General features: G+C 65.0%; 24 protein-coding genes. 11 read left to right on the top strand and 13 right to left on the bottom strand.

All coding sequences use genetic code 11. From position 1 onward, the window contains the following. Nucleotides 1-32: 32 nt before the first annotated feature. From AC1DGP_RS21430 to AC1DGP_RS21390, 9 genes are all read left to right on the top strand, one after another. Nucleotides 33-824: a DeoR/GlpR family DNA-binding transcription regulator gene (locus AC1DGP_RS21430; RefSeq protein ID WP_441507079.1), complete on the top strand. Its 792-nt coding sequence runs from the start codon at nt 33-35 to the stop codon at nt 822-824. A 131-nt stretch (nt 825-955) separates the two neighbouring features. Then, nucleotides 956-1,945 carry a phosphate/phosphite/phosphonate ABC transporter substrate-binding protein gene (gene phnD / locus AC1DGP_RS21425; RefSeq protein ID WP_441507078.1) on the top strand — a complete coding sequence of 330 codons (990 nt, stop codon included), beginning with the start codon at nt 956-958 and terminating at the stop codon, nt 1,943-1,945. 23 nt (nt 1,946-1,968) lie between these two features. Beyond that, nucleotides 1,969-2,766 carry a phosphonate ABC transporter ATP-binding protein gene (gene phnC / locus AC1DGP_RS21420; protein ID WP_441507123.1) on the top strand — a complete coding sequence of 266 codons (798 nt, stop codon included), beginning with the start codon at nt 1,969-1,971 and terminating at the stop codon, nt 2,764-2,766. Then, nucleotides 2,763-3,572 (top strand): phosphonate ABC transporter, permease protein PhnE, encoded by an 810-nt coding sequence (gene phnE / locus AC1DGP_RS21415; protein ID WP_441490871.1) that lies wholly within the window; start codon nt 2,763-2,765, stop codon nt 3,570-3,572. Before phnC ends, phnE (AC1DGP_RS21415) begins: the two co-directional genes overlap by 4 nt. Then, nucleotides 3,569-4,408 carry a phosphonate ABC transporter, permease protein PhnE gene (gene phnE, locus AC1DGP_RS21410; protein ID WP_244523542.1) on the top strand — a complete coding sequence of 280 codons (840 nt, stop codon included), beginning with the start codon at nt 3,569-3,571 and terminating at the stop codon, nt 4,406-4,408. Before phnE (AC1DGP_RS21415) ends, phnE (AC1DGP_RS21410) begins: the two co-directional genes overlap by 4 nt. Next, nucleotides 4,386-5,288, top strand: coding sequence for a TIGR01459 family HAD-type hydrolase (locus AC1DGP_RS21405; protein WP_441507077.1), 903 nt, complete (start codon nt 4,386-4,388; stop codon nt 5,286-5,288). The genes phnE (AC1DGP_RS21410) and AC1DGP_RS21405 overlap by 23 nt, the downstream gene beginning before the upstream one ends. Nucleotides 5,289-5,554: 266 nt before the next feature. Further along, the gene (locus AC1DGP_RS21400) at nt 5,555-6,745 is read left to right on the top strand and encodes an extracellular solute-binding protein (protein WP_441507076.1); all 1,191 of its coding nucleotides are present in this window, start codon (nt 5,555-5,557) and stop codon (nt 6,743-6,745) included. A gap of 1 nt (nt 6,746) precedes the next feature. After that, entirely contained in the window at nt 6,747-7,775 is a 1,029-nt protein-coding gene (locus AC1DGP_RS21395; protein ID WP_441507122.1) for a Gfo/Idh/MocA family protein, read from the top strand. Continuing rightward, nucleotides 7,772-8,776 carry a Gfo/Idh/MocA family protein gene (locus AC1DGP_RS21390; protein WP_441507075.1) on the top strand — a complete coding sequence of 335 codons (1,005 nt, stop codon included), beginning with the start codon at nt 7,772-7,774 and terminating at the stop codon, nt 8,774-8,776. The genes AC1DGP_RS21395 and AC1DGP_RS21390 overlap by 4 nt, the downstream gene beginning before the upstream one ends. 107 nt (nt 8,777-8,883) lie before the next feature. Here the strand turns inward: AC1DGP_RS21390 and AC1DGP_RS21385 are convergent, their stop codons facing one another. The 3 genes from AC1DGP_RS21385 to AC1DGP_RS21375 are packed head-to-tail and all read right to left on the bottom strand — an operon-like array spanning nt 8,884 to nt 11,911. Then, the gene (locus AC1DGP_RS21385) at nt 8,884-10,077 is read right to left on the bottom strand and encodes an ABC transporter substrate-binding protein (RefSeq protein WP_441507074.1); all 1,194 of its coding nucleotides are present in this window, start codon (nt 10,075-10,077) and stop codon (nt 8,884-8,886) included. Between the two features lie 38 nt (nt 10,078-10,115). Further along, nucleotides 10,116-11,168 carry an N-acetylglucosamine-6-phosphate deacetylase gene (locus AC1DGP_RS21380; RefSeq protein ID WP_476769957.1) on the bottom strand — a complete coding sequence of 351 codons (1,053 nt, stop codon included), beginning with the start codon at nt 11,166-11,168 and terminating at the stop codon, nt 10,116-10,118. After that, the gene (locus AC1DGP_RS21375) at nt 11,168-11,911 is read right to left on the bottom strand and encodes a glucosamine-6-phosphate deaminase (protein WP_476776374.1); all 744 of its coding nucleotides are present in this window, start codon (nt 11,909-11,911) and stop codon (nt 11,168-11,170) included. The genes AC1DGP_RS21380 and AC1DGP_RS21375 overlap by 1 nt, the downstream gene beginning before the upstream one ends. A 118-nt stretch (nt 11,912-12,029) precedes the next feature. Between AC1DGP_RS21375 and AC1DGP_RS21370 the strand changes: the two genes are divergently transcribed. Then, nucleotides 12,030-13,214, top strand: a complete 1,185-nt coding sequence (locus tag AC1DGP_RS21370; protein ID WP_441507071.1) for an ROK family protein — start codon at nt 12,030-12,032, stop codon at nt 13,212-13,214. 145 nt (nt 13,215-13,359) lie between these two features. Here AC1DGP_RS21370 and AC1DGP_RS21365 read toward each other — a convergent pair whose 3' ends face one another. The 6 genes from AC1DGP_RS21365 to AC1DGP_RS21340 all read right to left on the bottom strand — a co-directional run bounded on the left by AC1DGP_RS21365 (nt 13,360) and on the right by AC1DGP_RS21340 (nt 18,827). Further along, entirely contained in the window at nt 13,360-13,527 is a 168-nt protein-coding gene (locus AC1DGP_RS21365; RefSeq protein ID WP_441490879.1) for a hypothetical protein, read from the bottom strand. A 79-nt stretch (nt 13,528-13,606) separates the two neighbouring features. Beyond that, entirely contained in the window at nt 13,607-13,930 is a 324-nt protein-coding gene (locus tag AC1DGP_RS21360) for a c-type cytochrome (protein WP_441507070.1), read from the bottom strand. A gap of 132 nt (nt 13,931-14,062) precedes the next feature. Next, nucleotides 14,063-15,697, bottom strand: a complete 1,635-nt coding sequence (locus AC1DGP_RS21355; protein WP_441507069.1) for a thiamine pyrophosphate-dependent enzyme — start codon at nt 15,695-15,697, stop codon at nt 14,063-14,065. A gap of 79 nt (nt 15,698-15,776) precedes the next feature. After that, nucleotides 15,777-16,757, bottom strand: coding sequence for a 3,4-dihydroxyphenylacetate 2,3-dioxygenase (gene hpaD / locus AC1DGP_RS21350; RefSeq protein ID WP_476832513.1), 981 nt, complete (start codon nt 16,755-16,757; stop codon nt 15,777-15,779). Between the two features lie 124 nt (nt 16,758-16,881). Beyond that, the gene (gene hpaE, locus AC1DGP_RS21345) at nt 16,882-18,432 is read right to left on the bottom strand and encodes a 5-carboxymethyl-2-hydroxymuconate semialdehyde dehydrogenase (RefSeq protein WP_441490883.1); all 1,551 of its coding nucleotides are present in this window, start codon (nt 18,430-18,432) and stop codon (nt 16,882-16,884) included. Next, on the bottom strand, nt 18,429-18,827 hold the full coding sequence (locus tag AC1DGP_RS21340) for a 5-carboxymethyl-2-hydroxymuconate Delta-isomerase (protein WP_441490884.1): 399 nt from the start codon (nt 18,825-18,827) through the stop codon (nt 18,429-18,431). The genes hpaE and AC1DGP_RS21340 overlap by 4 nt, the downstream gene beginning before the upstream one ends. A gap of 213 nt (nt 18,828-19,040) precedes the next feature. On the opposite strand from AC1DGP_RS21340, the gene hpaR reads away from it, so the two are divergent. Further along, the gene (hpaR, locus tag AC1DGP_RS21335) at nt 19,041-19,538 is read left to right on the top strand and encodes a homoprotocatechuate degradation operon regulator HpaR (protein WP_441507067.1); all 498 of its coding nucleotides are present in this window, start codon (nt 19,041-19,043) and stop codon (nt 19,536-19,538) included. A gap of 23 nt (nt 19,539-19,561) precedes the next feature. Here the strand turns inward: hpaR and AC1DGP_RS21330 are convergent, their stop codons facing one another. The 4 genes from AC1DGP_RS21330 to AC1DGP_RS21315 form a co-directional block, all read right to left on the bottom strand. Next, nucleotides 19,562-19,852, bottom strand: a complete 291-nt coding sequence (locus tag AC1DGP_RS21330) for a GYD domain-containing protein (RefSeq protein WP_069881005.1) — start codon at nt 19,850-19,852, stop codon at nt 19,562-19,564. Between the two features lie 127 nt (nt 19,853-19,979). Beyond that, nucleotides 19,980-20,756 (bottom strand): bestrophin-like domain, encoded by a 777-nt coding sequence (locus AC1DGP_RS21325; protein ID WP_441490886.1) that lies wholly within the window; start codon nt 20,754-20,756, stop codon nt 19,980-19,982. Nucleotides 20,757-20,825: 69 nt separating this feature from the next. Continuing rightward, nucleotides 20,826-21,203, bottom strand: coding sequence for a VanZ family protein (locus tag AC1DGP_RS21320; protein WP_441490887.1), 378 nt, complete (start codon nt 21,201-21,203; stop codon nt 20,826-20,828). A gap of 77 nt (nt 21,204-21,280) precedes the next feature. Continuing rightward, complete coding sequence (locus AC1DGP_RS21315; RefSeq protein WP_441491070.1) at nt 21,281-22,408, bottom strand: glycosyltransferase family 4 protein; 1,128 nt, start codon at nt 22,406-22,408, stop codon at nt 21,281-21,283. Nucleotides 22,409-22,468: the final 60 nt, after the last annotated feature.

Genomic DNA, 22,468 nt, shown 5'->3' with positions numbered 1-22,468 from the left:
CGGCTCTCTTCGTCCAGGTGCAAGAGGTCGACATGTCAGCGCGCGGCGCAGCCTCCCCGAAACCCGCTGCCCTGACGCGCCGCCAGCGCAGCGTGCTTGCGGCGGTCCAGGAGCTCGGGTTCGTCACGATCGACGGGCTCGCAAGGGAATTCGAAGTGTCGAGCCAGACGATCCGGCGCGACATCATCAAGCTGCAGCAGGCCAATTACCTGCACCGCTTCCACGGCGGTGCCGGCCTGACGGACGGCACGTTCCGCCCCGGCTACGCGCAGAAGCTGACGACGGCTCCCGCCGGCAAGGAGCGGATCGGCAGAGCGGTGGCGGAGATGATTCCCGACGGCGCATCGGTCTATCTCGATGTCGGAACGACGGTCGAAGCCGTCGCGCGGGCGCTTTTGAGCAAGATGACTCTGCGGATCATCACCTGCAGCGTCTCCGTCGCGATGATCTTCTGCTCCCACGGCAAGTTCGACGTGTTCGTGACGGGCGGCAGCGTCCGTGGCGCGAACGGCTCGCTCGTCGGCGGCGTCACCACCGAAAGCCTCAAGATGTTCAGGGTCGATTATGCGGTGATCGGCTTCGGCGGCTTCGACGATGACGGCGCGCCGATGGATTTCGACCTGGAGAAGATCGCGGTGCGGCAGGTGGCGCTGGCCCATTCCCGCCATGGAATCGCGGTCGCGGATGCTTCCAAGTTCGGCAAGGCCGGCGTTGCCCGCGTCGCGCCGCTCTCGGCCTTCCATGCTCTGGTGACCGATAACGAGCCGCCCAAGCCCCTGCGCCGCCTGTTCGACACGGCTGGCGTTCGCTGCGTCGTGGCATGATGCACGATTTGAGAGGATAGCCGGCAAAATCATGATTGCATGATCGTTCCCGCGCATTATGATCATTTCAGATCAACCGCACCGGCCGCTCAGGCCGCCAGAAGATGCGGCAGAGAATCTGGAGGGAACGGATGGTTCGGATTTCGCTGGCCGCGCTCGGCGCGGTAGCCATGGGGCTCGCCCTGGCATCGCCCGCCCATGCACAGAGTTGCGCAAATCGCGGCACGCTCGATGCGCGTTATTGCGATGCGGATAACGATCTTCTCGCGGATACGCCGAGCGACAAGGCGCAGCAGAAGAACCCGGATACGCTGGTCTTCTCCTACACGCCGGTCGAGGACCCGGCCGTGTACGAGAACGTCTTCTCCGATTTCCTGGCCCATCTCAGCAAGGTCACGGGCAAGCGTATCCGCTGGTTCTCGGCAGAATCCTATGCGGCCCAGATCGAGGCCATGCGCTCGGGCCGCCTGCATATCGCGGGCGTCGCCAGCGGCCCCACGCCGTTCGCGGTCAATCTTGCCGGCTTCGTCCCGATCGTTGCCATGGAGCGCCATGACGGCGGCGTCGGCTATACGCTGCAGCTGATCGTGCCGAAGGACAGTCCGATCAAGAGCATTGCCGATCTCAAGGGCAAACGCGTCGCCCATGTCGCGCCCTCCTCAAATTCCGGCGACACCGCGCCGCGCGTCTTGTTCAAGGACAAGGGGGTCGAGCCGGGCAAGGACTATGAGGTGCTGTACTCCGGCAAGCACGACAACTCGATCATGGGCGTCGTGAACAAGGATTATGACGCCGCTCCCGTCGCATCGAGCGTGGTCGACCGCATGAGAGCCCGCGGCATGTTCAAGCCCGACGACCTGCGCATCGTCTATGAATCGGCGCCCTTCCCGCGGACCGCTTTCGGCATTTCGCATGACCTCGCGCCCGAGCTGCAGGACAAGATCAAGCAGGCATTCGCGACCTTCGACTTCAAGAACTCCAAGTTGGCCAAGGAGTTCAAGGACGAGAAGGGCTTCAAGGCGTTGAGTTACAAGGCCGACTGGGCCGATATCCGGACGATCCAGCGGGATACCGGCATCGTCTATACCCAGGACGGCCTCTCCAAGCTGAAGCCGGATTGATGACGACCCCTTCCGGCACGCCGCTGCTGCGGATCGAGGCGCTCGAAAAAACCTACCCGACGGGCAAACGCGCCCTGGCTGGCGTCGATGTCACCATCGACCGTCCGCAGGTCGTCGCGATCATCGGCTCATCGGGCGCGGGCAAGAGCACGCTGATCCGCTGTATCAACAGGCTGGTCGAGCCGACGGCCGGGCGCATCCTGCTCAATGGCGGGGATATTGTGGCTCTCGATCGCAAGGGGCTGCGAGCCGCGCGGCGGCGGATCGGCATGATCTTCCAGGAGTACAATCTGGTCGAGCGGCTGACCGTGATGCAGAACGTGCTCTCGGGCCGGCTCGGCTATGTCGGCCTGTTCGCTTCGCTGCGCTACCGCTTTCCGCCGGAGGATATCCAGTCGGCCTTCGCGCTTCTCGACCGCGTCGGGCTCGACGGCTACCACAATCAGCGCGCCGACGCCCTGTCGGGCGGGCAGCGGCAGCGCGTCGGCATTGCACGCGCACTGATGCAACGGCCCGATCTGCTGCTGCTCGACGAGCCAACGGCCAGCCTGGACCCGAAAACCGCCCGCCAGATCATGCGGCTGGTGCGCGAACTGGTCTCCGAACGGCAAACGCCAGCGATCATCAATATCCACGACGTCGCGCTGGCAAAGGCCTATTCCGACCGCATCATCGGCCTGCGCGACGGCGTCGTCGTCTTCGACGACGGGCCGGCCGAACTGACGGACGAGGTTCTCTCGGTCATCTATGGCGACGAGGACTGGATCCTGCCCGGTGAGGGCGACGACGAACCCGCGCCGGCGCTTAGTTCCGCCTCATGAGCGCCACCGCCTCCCCCGCCTATCCGACCACATGGCGGCCGCCGAGCCTGTTCGGCAGCCGCCGGCGCCGATTCATCTTCTGGGCCGCCGTCGTTGCCTATGTGATCTGGTCGGTGTCCGACCTCAATATCGACGGCAACCGCATCCTCGCCGGCCTGCCGCGCGCGCTCGATATCTTCGCGCGCATGTTCCCGCCGGATTTTTCGCGCTGGGAGATGCTGCTCTCGGGCATGGTGGAGAGCATCCAGATCGCGATCGCCTCGACGATCGTCGGCGCCCTGCTCGCAATCCCGATCGGGCTGGCTGCCGCTGCCAATCTCTCGCCGCGCCCGCTCTATTTTCTGGCGCGCGGCTTCATCGTGATCGGGCGGACCTTCCATGAGGTCATCATCGCGATCTTCTTCGTGAAGCTGTTCGGCTTCGGCCCCGTCGCAGGGCTGCTTACGCTCGCCTTCTCCTCGGCGATCTTCCTCGGCAAGATGCTGGCCGAGGACATCGAGAACATGAAGGAAGGCCCGGTCGAGGCCATCCGTGCCACCGGCGCGAGTTTTGGCCAGGTCGTCGGCTACGCCGTGGTGCCGCAGGTCATGGTCAAATCGCTCGGCGTGCTGATCTATCGGCTCGACGCCAATCTGCGCCATTCCACCGTCATCGGCATCGTCGGCGCCGGCGGCATCGGCCAGACGCTCTCGGCCTCGTTCTCCCGCTACGATTTCGATTTCTCGAGCGCCATCCTGCTCACCATCGCGGCGCTCGTTGCGCTCGGCGAGTGGTTCAGCGACTGGGCCCGGCGGAGGCTCAGGTGAAGGCGAATGCAAACCAGCGCCGGGATGGCGGGGCTCAGCCCAAGCGCATCTATCCCGACCAGTGGGAACGCCATACGCCGCGCGAGCGGCTGACGCAGTGGCTCTGGCTCCTCGGCGGCGCATTCGCAGCCGTCTGGTCGGTTTCGGCACTCGACATCGAATGGGCCTTCTTTGCCGATGCGCATGAACAGGCGGCCGACCTGATCCAGCGGATGTGGCCACCGCGCTGGTCCTATCTGCCGGTTGTCGTGCGTCCGCTGATCGAGACGATCCATATCGCGACGCTCGGCACGATGATCTCGATCGTGCTCGCGCTGCCGGTCGCGTTCCTGGCCGCACGCAACACCACGCTGAACCAGGGAACCTGGCTTCTCGGGCGCGCAATCCTCGTGCTGTCGCGCTCGATCAACACGGTGATCTGGGGGCTTCTCTTCGTCGCCATCTTCGGCCCCGGCCCGGTTGCCGGCATCTGCGCGGTCGCAGCCCGCTCGGTCGGCTTCATCGCCAAGCTCGTCGCCGAAGCGATCGAGGAGGTCGAGGCCGGCCAGATCGAGGCGGTGGAGGCCACCGGCGCCGGCACCTTCCAGATCTACGGCATCGCCATCCTGCCCCAGATCCTGCCCGTTCTGATCGGCACATCGATCTATCGCTGGGACATCAATGTGCGGGAGTCGAGCGTGCTCGGCTTTGTCGGCGCCGGCGGCATCGGGCTTCTGCTCTACGCCTCGATCAACCAGTTCGCCTGGAGCCAGGTCCTGGTCATCCTCATTGCCATCCTGGCGATCATCATCATCAGCGAGGCGCTTTCCGCCTATGTCCGTTCACGTATCACCTGAAACCGGAGCCGCCGTCAGCCATCTCTCCGGCCTCGCCGAGGTCGCCCAGAGCTATGACGGCTTCCTGCTCGACCAGTGGGGGGTGCTGCATGACGGCACGACCCCCTATCGCGGCGCAGTCGACTGCCTGCAGAGGCTGCGCTCGGCGGGAAAGGCGATCATCATCCTCTCCAATTCCGGCCGTGGGGCTCGGGAAAACGAGGAGCTACTCGCCCGGATGGGCTTTGCCCGCGAGCTGTTCGACCATGTCGTTTCGGCCGGAGACGACGCCCGCGACGCGCTGCTGACCGAGCAGGATCCGTTCTATCGCGACCTCGGCCGCCGCTGCTTCCTGTTTGCGCGCGACGGCGAGGACCACCTGATCGAGGGTCTGGGCCTGACCAGGGTCGAGAGCACCGAGGCCGCCGACTTCCTGTTCATGCTGAGCATGAACCCGCCGCAGCAATCGCTGGCCGGCTGGCGCCCGGCGCTCGAGGCTGCAGTGGCCCGCGATCTGCCGATGATCTGCGGCAATCCCGATCTCTACCGCGTTCATGCCGACGGCACGCTGCATGAGGCGCCCGGACTTGTCGCCCGGTGCTATGCCGGGCTTGGCGGGCGGGTTCGCTATCACGGCAAACCCGAACCGCGCATCTATCGCAGCAGCCTGCAGCGGCTCGGCCTGGCTCCGCGGCGTGTGCTCGCGGTCGGCGACTCGCTTGAGCATGACGTCGCCGGCGCAACCGGTGCCGGAATCGATGTCGCCTTCATTGCCGGCGGCATTCATCGGCAGGATCTGGGTTGGCCGACACCGGATACGGTCGACCATGCGAGCTGCGCCAGGCTCTTTGCAACGGCCGGATGGATGCCCGGTTACGTCGTGCCCTCCTTCGCGTGGTGATTGCCGCGCCCTGACACGGCCGCTGCCAACCCCCGTCCACATCACCGCCAGACGATCCGTTGGCTCTCAGGCCATCGGCTTGCAGGCTGCCAAGCCCTGAGGGCCTGGCGGCGCGCGCCGTCATGCTCTCCGCGAAGCCGTCCCCCTCCTTAAGGTCAAGCTCCCTCAACTAGTCGGCCCGGAATTGGTGTACTAGTATACATGTCAAGGCCTCGGCGCGCGTCCGGTCTGGTTGCGCGGATAGCAGGCCTATCGAGGGAGAGACCATGACCGAAATCACACGCCGCGGCGTGCTGCATGGAGCAGCCAGCCTTGCCGCTCTCCAGGCGACAGGCGCCTTCGCCCAGGGCCTGCCCCTGCCTTCCAGCCCGGTTGCGCTGAACATCATCGACGTCGCCGGCAACCTGCAGCTGACCCAGGCTTCGATCGAACGCTTCGCCAAGGAAAACCCAAAGCTGATCTCGCGGGTGAATTTCTCGCGGGCGCCCTCGCCGGAGCTGCCGGCGAAGCTCAAGGCGCAGCAGCAGGCCAACCGGGTCGATCTCGACCTCGTGCTGACCGGGCCGGGCGCGATGTCCGACGGCATCCAGCAGGGACTGTGGATCGACGTCTGGAAGTCCTATCCGTCGCAACTGCCGAAGGCTGAAGACGTCTATCATGAGCAGGCGCTGATGATGCAGCGCAACTTCGGTCAGAACGAAGGTGTCGCCGTCGTCTATTCCCCGTCGGGGCCGCTTTTCGAATACATCCCGGCCCGGCTGAAGACCGTGCCCAGGACGGCTGCCGACCTGCTGGCCTATGTGAAGGCCAATCCCAAGCGCTTCACCTATGCCCGCCCGCTGAATTCCGGGCCTGGCTGGACCTTCCTCCAAGGCATGCCCTACATCCTCGGCGACAAGGATCCGAGCGATCCGATGAACGGCTGGGACAAGACCTGGGCCTATCTCAAGGAGCTCGGCACCGGCATCGACTACTATCCCGGCGGCACGGCCGCGACGATGAAGGAACTCGGCGAAGGCACGCGCGACGTCATCGTCTCGACGCTCGGCTGGGACATCAACCCCCGCGTGCTCGGCATCGTGCCGAAAGAGGCCGAGGTCTTCGCGCTGGAAAACACTCACTGGATTCCCGACACCCAGTTCATGTGCATTCCCAAGGGCGTGCCGGAGGCCAAGGTCGCCGTCATCCTGGCGCTGATGTCGTTCATGCTGAAGCCCGAGCCGCAGGCCGCGACTTATGACAAGGGCTATTTCTATCCCGGCCCGGCCGTGAAGGGCGTGACGCTCGCCATGGCGCCGCAGGAAAGCCGCGACGTCATCAAGGAATTCGGGCGCGCCCATTATGACGAGCTGATCGCCAAGCTGCCGACCCGCCCGCCTCTGACTCCGGAACGGCTCGTCGCCGCCTTCCGGCGCTGGGACCAGGAGATCGGCGTTGGCCACGGAGCACCCCAATAGCATGCGCTTTGCCGCCATCGGCCTCGACCACCGCCATATCTACAACATGGTCGAAGGTCTCCTCGAAGCCGGCGCTGTCTGCGCCGGCTTCGATCCGCGCACCAGCGACGAGCGCGTCGTTGCCGGCTTCCGCGAGCGCTTTCCGCAGCTCCAGGCCATGGATGCCGACCGGCTGATCGACGATCCCTCGATCGATCTGGTCGCCAGCGCAGCGATTCCCTCGGAGCGCGCCGCGATTGCGATCCGGGCCATGCAGGCCGGCAAGGACGTCATGGTCGACAAGCCGGGCGTGACCACGTTCGCGCAGCTTGCCGATGTCGAGGCGACGGTCGCCCGAACGGGGCGGATCTTCTCGATCTGCTTTTCCGAGCGCTTCCTGGTGCCTTCGACGATCATCGCCGGCAAGCTCATCGCCGACGGCGCGATCGGGCGTGTGGTACAGACCCTGGGTGTCGGCCCGCATCGACTTAACCGCGCGATCCGGCCGTCATGGTTCTTCGACCAGAGCGCTTTCGGCGGCATCCTCACCGATATCGCCTCGCACCAGATCGACCAGTTCCTGCACTTCACCGGTTCGCGCGATGCGGAGATCGTGGCGTCGGGAACGGGCCATTTCGGCAGCGCTGAGCTGCCGGATTTCGAGGATTTCGGCGAGATCCTGCTGCGCAGCCCGCAAGCCGGCGCCTATATCCGCGTCGACTGGTTCACCGCTGACGGGCTTCCGACGTGGGGTGACGGGCGGCTGACCATCCTCGGAACGGCAGGCACGATCGAACTGCGCAAATATGTCGATATCGCAGGCCGGCCGGGCACCGACCATCTCTTCCTGGTCGATGGGAACGGCACCCGTCATATCGATGCCTCCCGTGAGCCGCTGACCTACTTCCGCAATCTTGTGGCGGATATCGCCGGCAGGACCGAGAGCGCGATGTCTCAGCAACACGCCTTCACGGTCTGCCGGCTGGCGCTGGAAGCGCAGGCGAAGGCCGTGCGGCTGCCCGCCCGCGCGAGCGAAAGGACTGCTTCGTGACCCGCAAGATCGGCATTGCCATCGTCGGCCTCGGGCCAGCTTCCCTGCCGCATTCCCGCAGCCTGATCGACCTCGCAGAGAGGGTCGATGTACGCTGGGCGGTCAGTCGCTCGGCAGAGCGAGCCGGGGCCTACCGCAAGCAGTTCGCCTTTCCGGTGACGACCGATCTCGATGCCGTGCTGGCTGATCCAGCGGTCGAGGCCGTCATTGTGCTGACGCCGCCGAGCAGTCATCTCGACGTGTCCGCGCGCTGCTTCGAGAATGGCAAGCATGTGCTGGTCGAGAAGCCGCTGGAGTTGACGGTCGCGCGCGGCGAGGCGCTGGTCGAAGCCGCGCGCCGTGCCGGCAAAGTCTTCGGGGTCGTGCTGCAGCACCGATTCCGGCCTGCGAGCCTGCGCCTCAAGGCTGCACTGGCCGCCGGCGAACTCGGAACCGTGGAGGCCGCTTTCCTGAGCGTGCCGTGGTGGCGTCCGCAGGCCTATTACGACGAGCCCGGCCGCGGCACGCTGGCGCGTGACGGTGGCGGCGTGCTCCTGACCCAGGCGATCCACTCGCTCGACCTGTTCCGCTCTTTGGTGGGTGTGTCCCAAGTGGTCGCGGCGCAGGCGCGGACCACGAAGCTGCACCGCATGGAGACCGAGGATTTCGCCTCGGCGCTGCTTGAGCTCGGCAATGGCGCACCGGGCACGCTGATGACGACGACCGCCGCCTATCCCGGCCATCCCGAGCGCATCGAGATCATCGGGACCCAGGGCTTCGCGACATTGATTGGCGGCACGCTTAGCCTCTCCTTCCTCGACGGCCGCAAGGAGATCGTGGAGGCGGAGGGCAGCACGGGCAGCGGCGCCAATATCATGGATTTCCCCCATGATGCGCACCGTGCGGTGATCGCCGATTTCCTGGATGCGGTCACGACCGGGCGCGAGCCCGTCGTGACGGGCAACGAGGCGCTGGCATCGCAGCGGCTCGTCGACAGCATCCTCGCGGCCGCGAGGCGTTGAGGCGTCGCCTCTAAAATCCTATCCGGTCATCATGGCATCCCGGGCCGCCCTGCAGGCGCCCGGGATGTTCTTGTCGTGTGCTGGACAGTCGCGTTCGACTGGCCTGCTCAGCGGGCGCGCTTGGCGCCGACCATCTCGTCCCATTTGCGGAAGGCCACGACCATCTTGTCGGGCTTCAAGGGCAGCTCGATCGGATTCTTCGCGATCAGGTCGGCATATTCCGGCCGGCCGAATTCGGCGATCACCTTCTGGCTGCTCTCCGGTGCCAGCGACAGCGGCACGTTCTTCACCGCCGGGCCCGGATAGAGATAGCCCTCGTCATAGGCATAGGCCTGAGCCTTCGGCGTCAGCACATAGGCCATCAGATCGAGCACCACGGCGAGGCGATCGTTCGGGACGCCCTTCGGCACGCACATGAAGAAGGCGTCCGAAACCCAGTGGAAGCCCTTCAACGTGCCGATCATCGCGGATTTCGGCACGATGCCGAGCGCGCGCGGATTGATGTCCCAACCGGTGGTCGAGATGATGATGTCGCGCGAGCCCTCGCCGAACTCCTTCATCGTCGCGCCGGTGCCAGCCGGATAATAGTCGATGTACTGGCCAAGCTCCTGCAGATAGGCCCAGGTCTTGTCCCAGCCGCCGACCGGATCCTGCGGGTCCTTGTCGCCGAGGATATAGGGCAGGCCCATCATGAACGTACGGCCCGGGCCGGAATTGGTCGGGCGCGCATACATGAACTTGCCGGGATTGGCCTTGGCCCAGGCGAGCAGCTCGTCGGCCGTGGTCGGCACGTTCTTGACGCGCTCCGGCGCGTATTCGAGCAGCGGGCCGGAGGGGTAGTAGTTGACCACGACGCCAAAGCCGTCGCCCTGGGCACGGTGCAGATTGAGCGCGGCCGGCTCGTAGTTCTCCTCGATATTCGGGAACTTGTCGGCGAAGTCGGGCAGGATCTTGAGCCAGAGCTTCTGTTCGAGGCCCGCTGCGAGGCCGTCGCTGCCGGTCAGCACGAGATCGAGATCGGCGCGGCCGGCCTCCTGCTGCGCCTTGATCTTGCTGGCGAGTTCCGGCGCCGGCGCCTTCACGAAGGTGATGCGCGAGACCAGCTTCGGATTGGCCGCGCGATAGTCCTCGAACGCCTTCTGCATCAAGGCCAGCGCACCGCCGACATCGATGATGTTGATGCCGACCGGCGAGGTCGGCAGCGGCGGCGAAGCCGCAAAGGCCGCCGGTGCTCCCGTCGCCATCGCGGCCAGGCCGCCCAGCACGGTGCGGCGGTCAATTCCCTTGAAATCCTTGCTCATGGTCTCTCCCTCTTTGGTTAGGCTGATCGTTGGGTTGTCTACATCTTGACCGCGTCGTAGCGGCGTTCCTCGGGCCCGATGCGCACGCGCTGCACGGCGAGATCAGCGGACCACTCGACCTCGCTTAGTGGCAGCTCCAGCCCCCTCGCCCGCAAGGCGGGCTCGAGCACCGCCAGCGGATGGCTCGAGGCCATCGCGACCGCCTCCTCCGGCGTCGCCAGGCCCCAGGCCACGACATTGCGCACCCCCTGATCGAGGCAGAGCGCCGAGCCGGCGAGCGAGACGCTTCCCGGCTGGCGCACGGAACCGTCGGCCTTCCGCTCCACGCTCATGCCGGCGAAGGGATAGTTGCCGGGCTTCGCCGCTGCGGCCGAAACCGCATCGGTCACAAGGATCGAACGGTTAAGTCCCTTGGCACGCAACAGCGATTTCAGTGCCTTGGGGTGAACATGGATGCCGTCGGCAATGAAACTTGCCCAAAGCCCGTCCTCGGCAAGCTGCGCGAAGATCGCATTGGCGAGTTTATGCGTGACCTGCGGCATGCCGTTGCCGAGATGGGTGGACAGGGTCGCGCCCGCCGCGGCGGAGGAAGCGACCTGATCGAAATCAGCAGCGGTATGGCCGAGAGCGACGATCCTGCCCTGGCCATGCAGCGCCGCGATCAGGGCCGGCACGGCCTCGACCTCGGGAGCGACCGTCACCATCAGGATCGGACGGTCGAGCCCTGCTTCCAGGCGATCGACCAGGGTGGGATCGGCTGCGGTCATCGCGGCGGCCGGGTGGCAGCCGGAATAGCCGTCAGCCGGATTCAGGAAGGGCCCCTCGAGATGGTAGCCCGGGCACATCAGCGGGCCGAGGCGGCTCGCCGAGATCGCGGCATCGAGCGCGCGCAGGCGCTCTTCCAGTTCATGCGGATGGGCGGTGATCACCGTCGGCAGGCAAATGGTCACGCCCGTCCGAAGCATCGCCTCGAGCGCCCGGTCGATCTCGGCTGCCGTCACCGCGCCTGAATTGAAGTCGACGGCCGCAAAGCCGTTGACCTGGAGATCGACGAGGCCGGCCGTCAGCATGATCGCACCCTGTCCCACCATCAGCCCCGCTTGAGCAGGGAGGCAGCCGGCGGGTCGAGGAACAGCACCGTGTTCTTGTGGGTCTGAAGGATCGAGGCGGGGTAGAGCGGGCTCACCGGACCTTCCAGCGCATCGCGCGTCGCCTTCGCCTTGCGCTCGTCGGGCACCGAAAGGACGATCAACTCGCTCTTCAGGATCTGGCGGACACTCATCGAGATGGCGCGCTCCGGCACCGCTTCGAGGCTCGGGAACCAGCCTTCGCCGAACTGCTGCTGGCGGCAGGCGCCATCGAGCTTGACCACGATGTAGGGCTCGTCCGTCTCGAAATCGGCCGGGGGGTCGTTGAAGGCAAGATGGCAATTCTCGCCGAAGCCGGCGAAGCAGACATCGATGCGTAGTCCCGCGATTAGTTCGCCGAGCCGGCGCGCCTCCTGCTCGGCATCGCCCTCGCCATCGACCGGGATGAACTCGACCTTGCCACCCAGCGGGGCGACGAAGCGCTCCTGCAGATAGCGACGGAAGCTCGCCGGGTGCTCCTGGCCGAGGCCGACATACTCGTCGAGATGGAAGGCAGTGACCTTCGACCAGTCGATGCCCTCGGCAATGACGAGATGGTTCAGCATCTCGAACTGGCTGGCCCCGGTCGCGACGATGATCGTCGCATGACCGTGCCGCGCCTGTGCTTCGCGAATGGCCGCAGCACCACGGGCCGCAGCCTGGACGCCGAGGGTCTCCTTGTCGGCGACGATGTTGATATCGATCATGCTATTTCTGAACCCGGACAGAGCAAATTGTTTCAAAATTCTCAGATCGAGCTTATGAGCGCCTCTGTAAAATGCAATCTCAATTTCAGAACCATCAGGTTCTAAAATATGGATGCCCATGACACTGCCAGCCATCGACCAGATGCTGTTCTCCGACGGGCACGGCAGCGACCGCGCCCGCGCCTTCACGCTTGTTGCACGCGGCCAGGCCCATTCCCGGCCTGAGATCGGCGCTGCGCTCGGGCTACGCTCGACCACGACATCGCGCCTCGTCGGCGATCTGGTGGAACGCCGTCTGCTGCTGGAAACCGCGGGGCAGAAAGCCGGCCGCGGCCGTCCGGCCGGAATTCTCATTGCCAATCCACGCCGCGTCGGTGCTTCCGTCATCTATGTCGCGAGCCAATCGCTGGTCGGCGCTCTGGTCGATCTCGACGGCCAGTTGCTTGAAGAACGCGTCGTCGAGATTGCCTCGGACGCAGATAACAGGGTTGTCGCAGGCGTGATGGCCGGGCTTGGCGCGGATCTGCTCGCCGCGATGCCGCGCGGCATGGAGCATGCCGGCACCGCCGTGTCGCTCTCGGGCTTGCTCGATCTCAGGCGCAAGCAATGGCTGATGTCGTCGCGCTGGCCCAACCTGCGCGGCCTCGATGTCGGTATTGCGCTCGGGGAAGCGGTTGGCCCCGTTGTGGTCTGTCGCAATCTTGACGCCGAATTGCGCGCGCGCATGGCGCAGGATTCGGAGCAGTTCTCGGATGGCGCGCTCCTGCTGCACTGGGGCTGGGGCATCGGACTGGGCTACGCCATCGGCGGACGCTCGCTCGCGCCGCCCGGCGGCTCCTTCGGAGAAGTCGGGCACTGGCGCTTCGCCGCGCTCGACGGCCGCCGTTGCGGCTGCGGCAACACCGCCTGCCTGGAAACGGGCGCGGCGCTCTGGTCGCTCCTGCCGGAACTGCGCCGGCGCTGGCCCGATCTCGCGGAGGACGAGAACCGCCTCTACCGACAACTGGCGCGTTGCGACCTGACCAGCCTGCCCGAGATCGACACGGCTGCGCGTTTGCTGGCGCGCGCACTCGCCAATGCGAGCCGCCTGCTGTTTCCCACCCGGATCATCGTAACCGGCCCGTTCGTCGCCAATGCGCAGCTATGGGCGCGTTTCGACGGGTTGTTTAGGGCCGAGGGAACAATGCACGGGTTGATGATGCCTGAACTCGTCAGCGACCGCTCAAGCCGGCAATATGAAGTCCATGGAGCGGCGACGCCGCTGCTCAGCAAGGCGCTGGAAGACCTCTTGCAAGGCGCCTGACCGTCAGCGGACCGGATATCGGCCGGCCCAACGGCCTCGCCTGCTGCCTTTGCACCCGCTCTTCCGAAAGCCGCAATCGACTTGTCGGACCGATGTCTTCGCGCCTGTCTAGTCCTTAGCGCCTGTCTCGGCGCCTGTCCTGGCGTCAATCCTCGGCGGTTTCGCGCCGCAATTCCCAGGCGAGCATCGCCTCGGCGAGCGCATGCAGTTCCTGTTCCTTGGTGCTGGTATCGGAGGCAGCCTGAAGCTCCGCAACACGCAGCTGAGCTTGCTCATAATCCTCGTCGGTGTGAATTACGATCGGTTGTTTCATGGCAGCCCCGCGCTACGTCCGGGTCATGAAAGAGTCTGACCCAACCTGATTATAACCGAAAACCGGCGCATATGTTCCGCTAACGCGTCGGCAGGGCTGCATAATACGCCGCGATTGCCGCAATCTCGTTCACCGACATGTGCCGCGCCATGTAGCGCATTTCCTTGTGAGCCCGCTTGCCGTTGCGAAAGGCCATCATCTGGTTGAACAGATAGCGCTCGTTCTGCCCTGCCAGATGCGGCACTTCGGTGTCGCGGGCGATGCCGTCCGCGCCATGGCAGGCAGCACAATCTTCGAGCGGGGATGTCCGTGGCTCAGACGCCACCGGCGTAACCATCATCAACCCGGCCACCGTGAGCGAGGCCGCAGCCGTCATCCCCAGGCCAAATCTGAACCAGCTCATGATCGAGGCTCCTCCCATCGCAGCCTTCGCCGCAAAGCCATGGGCGAGCCTGTCGCACGGTAAGCGTTAAGATCGCGGAAGCTCCGCCCGAGAAATGTGGGGGGTGCGCATTGGCTCGTACCTGCAGGCTCGCTAGCGCGCTGCCGGTGGTGCCGGATGGATGAACGGCCACGGGCTTGCCTCAGTGCCGCGCGGAATGGTGATCTCGATCAACGCGGGACGATTATCGGCCAGCGCCTTCTCCAGCACAGGGCGGAAGGTTTCGGGCGTGTCGACCCGCACTGCCTCGACCCCGAAGGACCGGCCGAGCTGGACGAAGTCCGGGTTGACGAGGTCCGAGCCGATCAGCCGGCCCTCGAAGCCCGTCAGCTGGTCGCGCCGGACATTGCCGTAGGAGCTGTTGTTGAAGACCAGCGTAACGACGCCGATGCCGTATTGCACGGCCGTCGCCAGTTCCTGGACTGCGAACAGGAAACCGCCATCCCCGGTGATCGCGACCACGGGCCGATCCGGCCACGCCACTTTCGCGCCAAGCGCGGTCGGGAAGCCTGAGCCGAGCGTGCCCTGATAGCCGGAGGACAGATAGGTCCTGGGCTCATAGACCTTGAAGCCGTACCAGGAGGCAAAGCCGACTTGGGAGAGTTCGTCGGTGACGATGCCGTCCCTCGGCAACACCTCGCGCAGGACCTGCAAATAGGCCATTTGCGGTTGGATCGCCTGGATCTTGGCTTCAGCCGCCGCGGTCGCCTCCGTGATCACCGCGCGGCGGCCGGGGCGGCTCTGCGGCAGCCGCCCGGCTGCCTTGGCGAGCGCAGCCGTGGCCGCACGGGCATCGGCCAGGATCGCGACATCGGGAATGGAGCGGCGCATCTCGACCGGATCGATATCGATGCGAACCGATTTCAGGTTCGGCGGCGTATGTGACCAGCGCCAGCCCGGCAGTTCCAGGCGCGTACCGATGCCGATCAGCAGGTCGGTCTGGGGCCAGAGCTCATAGGCCGCAGCCATGGTGAGGCCGAGTTCATGGTCATTCGACAGGATGCCACGACCGCTGCGGAAGGCGACGACCGGCGCATCGATCAGTTCGGCCAGTTGCAGGATGTCATCCGCGGCATCGAACGCGCCGCTGCCGACGAAGATCATGGGCGCCTTCGCCGCCGAGATCAGTCTTGCGGCGCGGTCAATGGCGTCAGCGTCGATGGGTGGCGGTGGCGAGGGATCGAGCACGGAGGTGACCGGCACTTCCCCCGGCTGCGTGAAGACGTTCCAGGGCATTTCCAGCGCGGCCGGACCGCGCCGTCCCGAGAGCATCGCCTGGAAGGCCCGAGACACCGCTGTCGGCGCCAACGCCGGGTGCTCGACGCGCTCGGCCCATTTGGTGAAGCCGCGCAGGGTCGCAAGCTGGTCCGGCATCTCGTGCAGATGCCCGCGACCACGATCGAGGAAGGGGGTTGGCACCTGCCCCGTCAGGCAGAGCACCGGCTCGTTGCCACCAAAGGCCGTCAACAGGGCCGCCCCGGCGTTGAGGATGCCGGGGCCGGGCACGACGGTGCAGACCGAGGGCCGTCCGGTGGCCCTTGCGTAGCCGAAGGCCATGTAACCGCAGGCCTGCTCGTGACGCGCTCCGATGGTTGCGATCCTGTCCTTGTTCCGCTCGAGCGCGTCGAACAGGCCGTAGATCTGTGCCCCGGGAAGACCGAAGACCGTATCGATGCCATGATCGATCAGCCCGGACACAAGTCCCTCGCCGCCAGTCGCTCTCACCATATCCGCCTCACCTTGTCCTGCAGATCCGCCCAACGGGCCGTCACCTTGAGTGGAGTCCCCGCCCCTGCGCCCCGTTAACTCACGCAGCGATGATCGGGGACGCCTGGAAGGAGGGCTGACGCACCGGCGTCTCAGCGAAGAGCGTGCCCTCCTCGAACCAGGAGCGCGGAGCTGGCGCGCCCCAGAGCGTCTGGCGCTGCGGATCGCGCAGATCCCAACGGATCGGTTCGTGGTCGGGGTCGACCGTCTGGTAGTCCGAGCAATAGATCTCGATCCGATGACCGTCGGGGTCGCGGATATAGAGGAAGAAGGCATTTGAGATGCCGTGCCGTCCGGGGCCGCGCTCGATATTGGTGACGTAGCCGGTGGTCGCCATCAGATCGAGCAGGTCGATGATGTTGAGCGGCGTCGGCACCCAGAAGGCAACATGGTGGAGGCGCGGCCCAACCCCATGGGTGAAGGCCATGTCGTGAACGCCACCCTTGCGGTGCATCCAGGCCGCCCAGAGCCGGCTGCCATCCTCGTTCACCGTGTATTCGGTCGTTCGGAATCCGATCGCGTTATAGAACGCGACGGACGCGTCGACATTGTCGGAGAAGCAGTTGAAATGGTCGATCCGGAGCGGCTTCACGCCCTTGTAGAGCGCGTATTTCTGGTGAACCGACGGAAGCTTGTCCATGCTGAAATAGAACTCCAGCGGGACGCCGAGCGGGTCGACAGTCCTGAGCGTGCGGCCCTGGAACGGCGCCTCGACAAACCGGGCCGGCAGGCCGTTCGCCCGAAAGAAATGATGTGCCTTGTCCAGATCCTCTTCCGAGAAAACCTTGAAACCGAGTACCTTTGCGACCGGGCTTTCACCCTTCTCCAAGACGATGCAATGGTGTCCACGTTCTTCCATCGCACGCATGTAGACTCGGCTCTCGCTCTCGTCCGTCACTAGCAGCCCAAGCGTATCGGACCAGAAGGCTCGCGAAGCCGCCAGATCGCACACGGACAGGACGACGTGATTGAGCCGCATCACTTGAAAGGGCGGATTCAATACCGGCTGCGGGACAGGCATAGAGCTTCCTCCTTGGTATCTTATTCCTGCTGCCGGCCTGCTTTTCGAGGGCTTGATGCTGTGAAGCCGGTGGCACGGCTGCGACCACGGCCGCCGTTCCCGCTTCGATCCTTCCCGTTACCGGTCAGCCTCCGAGCCCGAGCTTTGGGACCTTGTGGCTGTCATAGGCGACCGCGATGTTCTTCGTCTCCATGTAGAAATCGAAGGAATAGTCGCCGCCGTCACGGCCGATGCCGGAACTCTTGATGCCTCCGAACGGGGTCGGCAAATGCCGCACATTCTCGGAGTTCACCCAGATCATGCCGGCTTCGAGATCGCGAGCGACACGGTGCGCGCGGCCGATATCACGGGTCCAGAGATAGCCGGCGAGCCCGTAGCGGACATCGTTGGCGACCCGAACCGCATCGGCCTCATCCTCGAAGGGAATCATGGTCAGGACAGGACCAAAGATCTCCTCCTGGGCGATCCGCATTCCAGCTGCAGCGTCGACATAGAGCGTCGGCTCGACATAATTGCCGGCCCCCTCCATCGCCCGCCCGCCGCCGCAGGCGACGCGTGCCCCGCCCTCTCGCGCGAGCGCAGGGTAGGACAGGACCTTTTCGGCATGACGCGGGTGGATCAACGGCCCGATCTCCGTTGCCGGATCGAGCGGGTGGCCGACTTTGATACGCCGGACACGCTCGACGACTCTTTCGCTGAAGCTGTCATAGATCGAGCGCTGGACCAGCGCGCGCGAGGACGACGTGCAGCGTTCGCCATTCAGCGAGTAGATCATGAACAGCACGGCATCGAGGGCGCGGTCCAGGTCGGCATCGTCGAAAACGATCACCGGGTTCTTGCCGCCGAGTTCGAAATGCACGCGTTTCAGCGTCTTTGCGCCTTGCGCCATGATGTGCGAGCCGGTCGTGGTCTCGCCGACGAAGGCGATTGCCCGGATCGCGGGATGCTCGGTCAGGGCCTTGCCAGCCTCTTCGCCGAGCCCGTGCACCAGATTGACGACGCCCGCGGGCAATCCGTGGGCGCGGATCACCTCATCCATGATCTCGGTCAGGATGACCGCGGAGAGCGGTGACCACTCGGCCGGCTTATGGACGACGGTGCAGCCGGCGGCGAGTGCCGGCGCGATCTTCCAGGTCGACAGCATGAAAGGCGTGTTCCACGGCGTGATCACGCCGACGGGGCCGATCGGTTGGCGGATGGTGTAGTTGATATGGTCGGTATCGGGCAGCGAAAGCCCGTTGCCCGCCTCGGTGGCACGATCGGCGTAGAAGCGAAAATTCTCGGCGCCGCGCAGCGCAGCCTTGGCCATATAGCGGATCGGTTGGCCAGTATCGCAACTCTCGACGAAGGCGATCTCCTCGGCTCGCGCCTCGATCGCATCCGCTATCGCATGCAGGATCTTGCGACGCGTCGCGCCTGGAACATCGCGCCAGACCTTGAAGGCCGCCTCGGCGGCGCGGGCCGCACGGTCGATCTCCGCTGCACCACCGGAGGCGATGGTGCATTGATGCTCATTGGTGGCCGGATCGAGCGTTTCGAAGGTGGCGCTCGTGGCGGAGAGCACGCGCTCTCCGGCAATGACATGCGGAACGACCCCGCCGGTGAGGAAGCGCGCCATGGCGCGCTCGGCCCCGATCAGATTGCTGGCGAATTTCGGATCGATGGCCCGGTTCATGCGAGGCCTCCCTTGCGTGCGAGGCGTTCATGCAGATTGTTGGTCTTGAGCGAGGCCGTCCCGTCGATCTCCTGGACCTCGACTGTGAGACCGAGCCCGATCTTGCTGAACAGGTCGGCGGTTTGCGCTTCGAGCGTCGCCATCAGCGCTTCGGCGACCCGCCGGCGCGTCGCGGCATCCCGACCCTCCCCGATCCGAGCCAGAACGGCAACAAAACCGTGGGTCGGATCGCCATCGGCGATCGCGAAGATATCGCGGCGTTCGGCCCGCGTCCGCAGGCCGCCAATGGGGAAAACCCCGGTTGCGAGCGCTGTATGGTGCAATTCGTCGACCAGCCGGCGGAGCGACAGCGCCGGCTCAAGATTGGCTGAATATTCGACGATGATATGCGGCATCCGCGCACCCGCCTCGTGTTCGAAATTAAATTAACGTGTTAAATTAATTTGAGCAAGCGATTACCGGCGCGAACCGCTAGAATGGTGGCATTGCTCTGATCCTGCGCACCGCCCCGGAAGGGACCACGTTTGAGAAGCCCCGCTCCACCCCCCGATGAGTCCTCGCAAGGTGGGACGCGTGTCCATCTTCGCCATTTCTCGAAATCCCTGCCGATGTCCCTGCTGCGGGCGCGCGAAGCGGTCATGCGCTGCTTTCGGCCGTCGCTGCGGCAATATGAAATCACGGAGCAGCAATGGCGGGTGCTGCGGGCGCTGAACTCGGTGCCCAGCCTGGAGGTGACCGATCTCGCGCGCGCAACGTTCCTGCTCGCGCCGAGCCTGTCGCGGATCCTCGTCGACCTCGAGGCCAGACACCTCATCACGCGAGGGGCCGATCAGCGTGATCTGCGTCGCGCCATCATCTCGATCAGCCCGGCCGGCGCCAGTTTGATCGAAACGGTGACGCCGGTCTCGGAAGCGATCTACCGCGACATCACCAGCCGCTTTGGCGACGAGAAACTCGCGACTCTGCAGGCCTTGCTGCGCGAGCTGGAGGGCGTGGCCAGCGCTGTCGCACCCCATGACGAGAGTGCGGGCAAGCCGCCCCCGCCAGGGGAAACCACGCGAAAGAAGCGAAGGATTCCCCTGAAACGGAAGCGCAGCGCGACCTGACGACGCGCCGCGCTCCGGCCTCCTTAGACCTTGCCGAGGATCGTGGTCATCTCGGCCGGGGTGAAAGCCCGCATCGTCTGGTTGCGGATGTTACCGAGCTTGGCAACGGCAAGACTGAGCGCAGTGGCGCTCATCTCGTCGGGAGCATCCACGGTGACGAGGACGTCATACTTGCCGAGCGTGTAATAGGCGTCCTTGACGGTGATCCCCTTGGATTTCGCCATCTCCCGGAATGCTTCCAGGCGTTTGACGCTGTCATTGACGTTACGGATGCCTTGATCGGTGAAGTTCGCGAGGACGACGTAGGTAGCCATGACGCGCTCCTCCCTTTGAGCCCCGGCGCAATGCACCACAGCTGGAGACGCCAGTCGATCTGTACCTGGGGGAATGGCGTGCCTGCCTTGCGAGACGCGCGTCCAGCTCCGCCTGGGAGCGCCTCGCCTATTGCGGGCTCTTGATGGCCTGGCTCACCCGCGCCGATGAAATGCTCGTTTCGCCTCTGAACGGTTCGTCCATGATGATGATGAGGCCGAGCACCATGCCGATTGCGCCCATATGCGCCGCGATCAGGGCAAGAGCGGCAGGGTTCAGGTAAAAGCGGCCGTTCATCAGCATCGCGCCGAGCAGAAAGATCAGGATCATCCACCAGAAAATCCCCGGCACGCTCTTGGTCGCCGTTTCGAGCCGCCCCTGGCGATATTCCTCCAGCCTGTCCAGCAATCCGCGCAGCGAGGAGGCCGAATCCCGATACTCCGCCGCAACCTTGCGCACCTGCAGGACCAACGCAGCGAGCGCACGATCAGCGGTCGCAGAAAGCCCGGCATCCTCGGTCGAGAGGGAATGCCACTCATCGCGGGTCACGGCACCGACATAGTCTCGCAGCGCCTTCCGCGCCGCCTCGGGCTCGCTCCCGTCGAGACTCGCCAGATCCCGATCGAGGCGCGCGATATAGGAGCCCTCACGCGAAACCGCGTCATCAGCCCGCGCCAGATTTACACGGACATCCGCAAGCATCAGGGCGAGCACGAAAACCGAGAACGCCAGCAGACTGCCATGAACGACCTCGGCGAGCTTGTTGGGCTCGTCGGCAGCGTCCCGAGGCCGGGCAAACCATAGGCGACGGGCAATGGAGGCGAGCAATACTCCCAGTACCGCAGTGGACAATCCGCAAATGATCAGGATCACTGCGTCCGAATAGGCTGCAATCAGTTGTATCATCGAGAGCATCACCCTCCTCACAACAATGATAGCATGCTGGCCGACGCTGCCGCGGATGCAGCGAGACGCCTACCCCCTGAGCCGCTCACGATCCAGGTAGGTTGTGAGCCGCGGCAGCAGGCGGGCAGACAGCCAACTCGCCGCGACGCCGCTCACACCTCCGGCGATCTTGACCAGGGCATCTCCCAGCCGCGCGTGCCTGTCGGGTGACAGCATCTGGAAGAGCTCCAACCCTATTGCGATCCCGATGGTCAGCAGGAGTATGATCCCAATTCGCCGGGGATATGCGGTGGCGAAGAGGAAACCTAGGAGGCCGAATGCGCCGAACCGTTCGAGATGAACGGCATCGCCGATTCTCGGACGCAGCTCGATCGCGGACAAGGTTGCGTAAGCGATGAAGGCGAGCGTGAACCATGCCAGGGCGCGTAGAACTATCCTGAATGTCATGGTCCGTCGATCTCTGGCTGTGGGGCGGCGAGCTGCTGGCGCTCTATCGCGCGCTCTCGCTCACAATGGAAGCCCGCCTATTTCGCCAGCAGCGCCCGATAGACCTCCAGCGTCTTCTGGGCGACGTTCGGCCAGCTATAGGCCAGCTCCACCCGCTTGATCTGGGAGCGGGCCTGCTCCTCGCTGATCGGATTGGCGATCTTTGCCATTATCGCCGCGGCGAGCGCATCGACATCGCCAAGCGGAAAGTAATCCTCCGGAGGCAGGCCAAGTTCCCGGTTCGCGGCGATATTGCTGGCGAGCACCGGGAGGCCGGACGCCATGGCCTCCAGGAGCGCGATCGGCATCCCCTCATGGCTCGACGGCAGGACGAAGAGCGCGGCATTGGCGAAGAGTTCGGCAAGCCTGTCGCCGGACTGGAAACCAGTCAAGACGACGCCGGGCACGGCCTGGGCCATCTCCCTGACCTGCAGGGAATAGGCGGTTTCAAACTCCGCTCCACCCGCCAGGACCAGGCGAAGGTCGGAGCGCCCGCTCCGCGCAAATGCTTCGATGAGGTCCGTTTGCCGCTTCTCCGGAACGAGGCGGGCGGCAAGCAGGACATAACGCTTGGGCTGCAGGCCAAACTCCGCCAGGACGCCAGTCCGATGCGCGCCCCGGGAGATGGCCACACCATTCGGCACGAAGCTGACCGGCGTATCGTAGCGGGAGCTCATGGTCTGGGCGACCTCGCGCGAGACCGCGATCCGGCCATGGGACAGGCGCATGCCGAGATACTCGCCAAGTCTTAGGGCGCGCCGGGCAACGCCGCCCCATTTCTGCCGGTCGTAATCATAGCCGTGATGGGTCACGACCACCTTCATGCCCAGGAGACGGGCGAGAGGCACCATCAATGCCGGGCCAACCGCATGAATGTGCAGGATGTCCGGCCGGCGCACCGCCGCGAAACAGACGCCCAGGAAGGTATGGACGATGGCCTCCAGCGCCATCTTGCGGGGGGCCCAGAGCGAGAAGACACGGATACCGTTCGCGGGAGAAGGCGGAGACGGCAGGTAACGGTGCCGGCCGATGACTTCGACGTTCCAGCCGCATGCGGCCATCTCGCCGGCCAGCATCTCGACATGTTTCTCTACGCCGCCCTGAACATTGGGGATGCCGCGGAGTCCGAGGAAAATGACACGCCGTGGAATATCCTGACTTGCCATAGCCACCGGCTGTGCGGGAGGCACCTCAAGAGGAAGACTGGTCAATGACGCCTCCGCCGA

The sequence above is a fragment of the Allobosea sp. 05T433 genome, from assembly GCF_056396065.1.
Note: the sequence above shows the minus strand (reverse complement) of the source record. Positions and strands in the feature narration are given on the sequence as shown.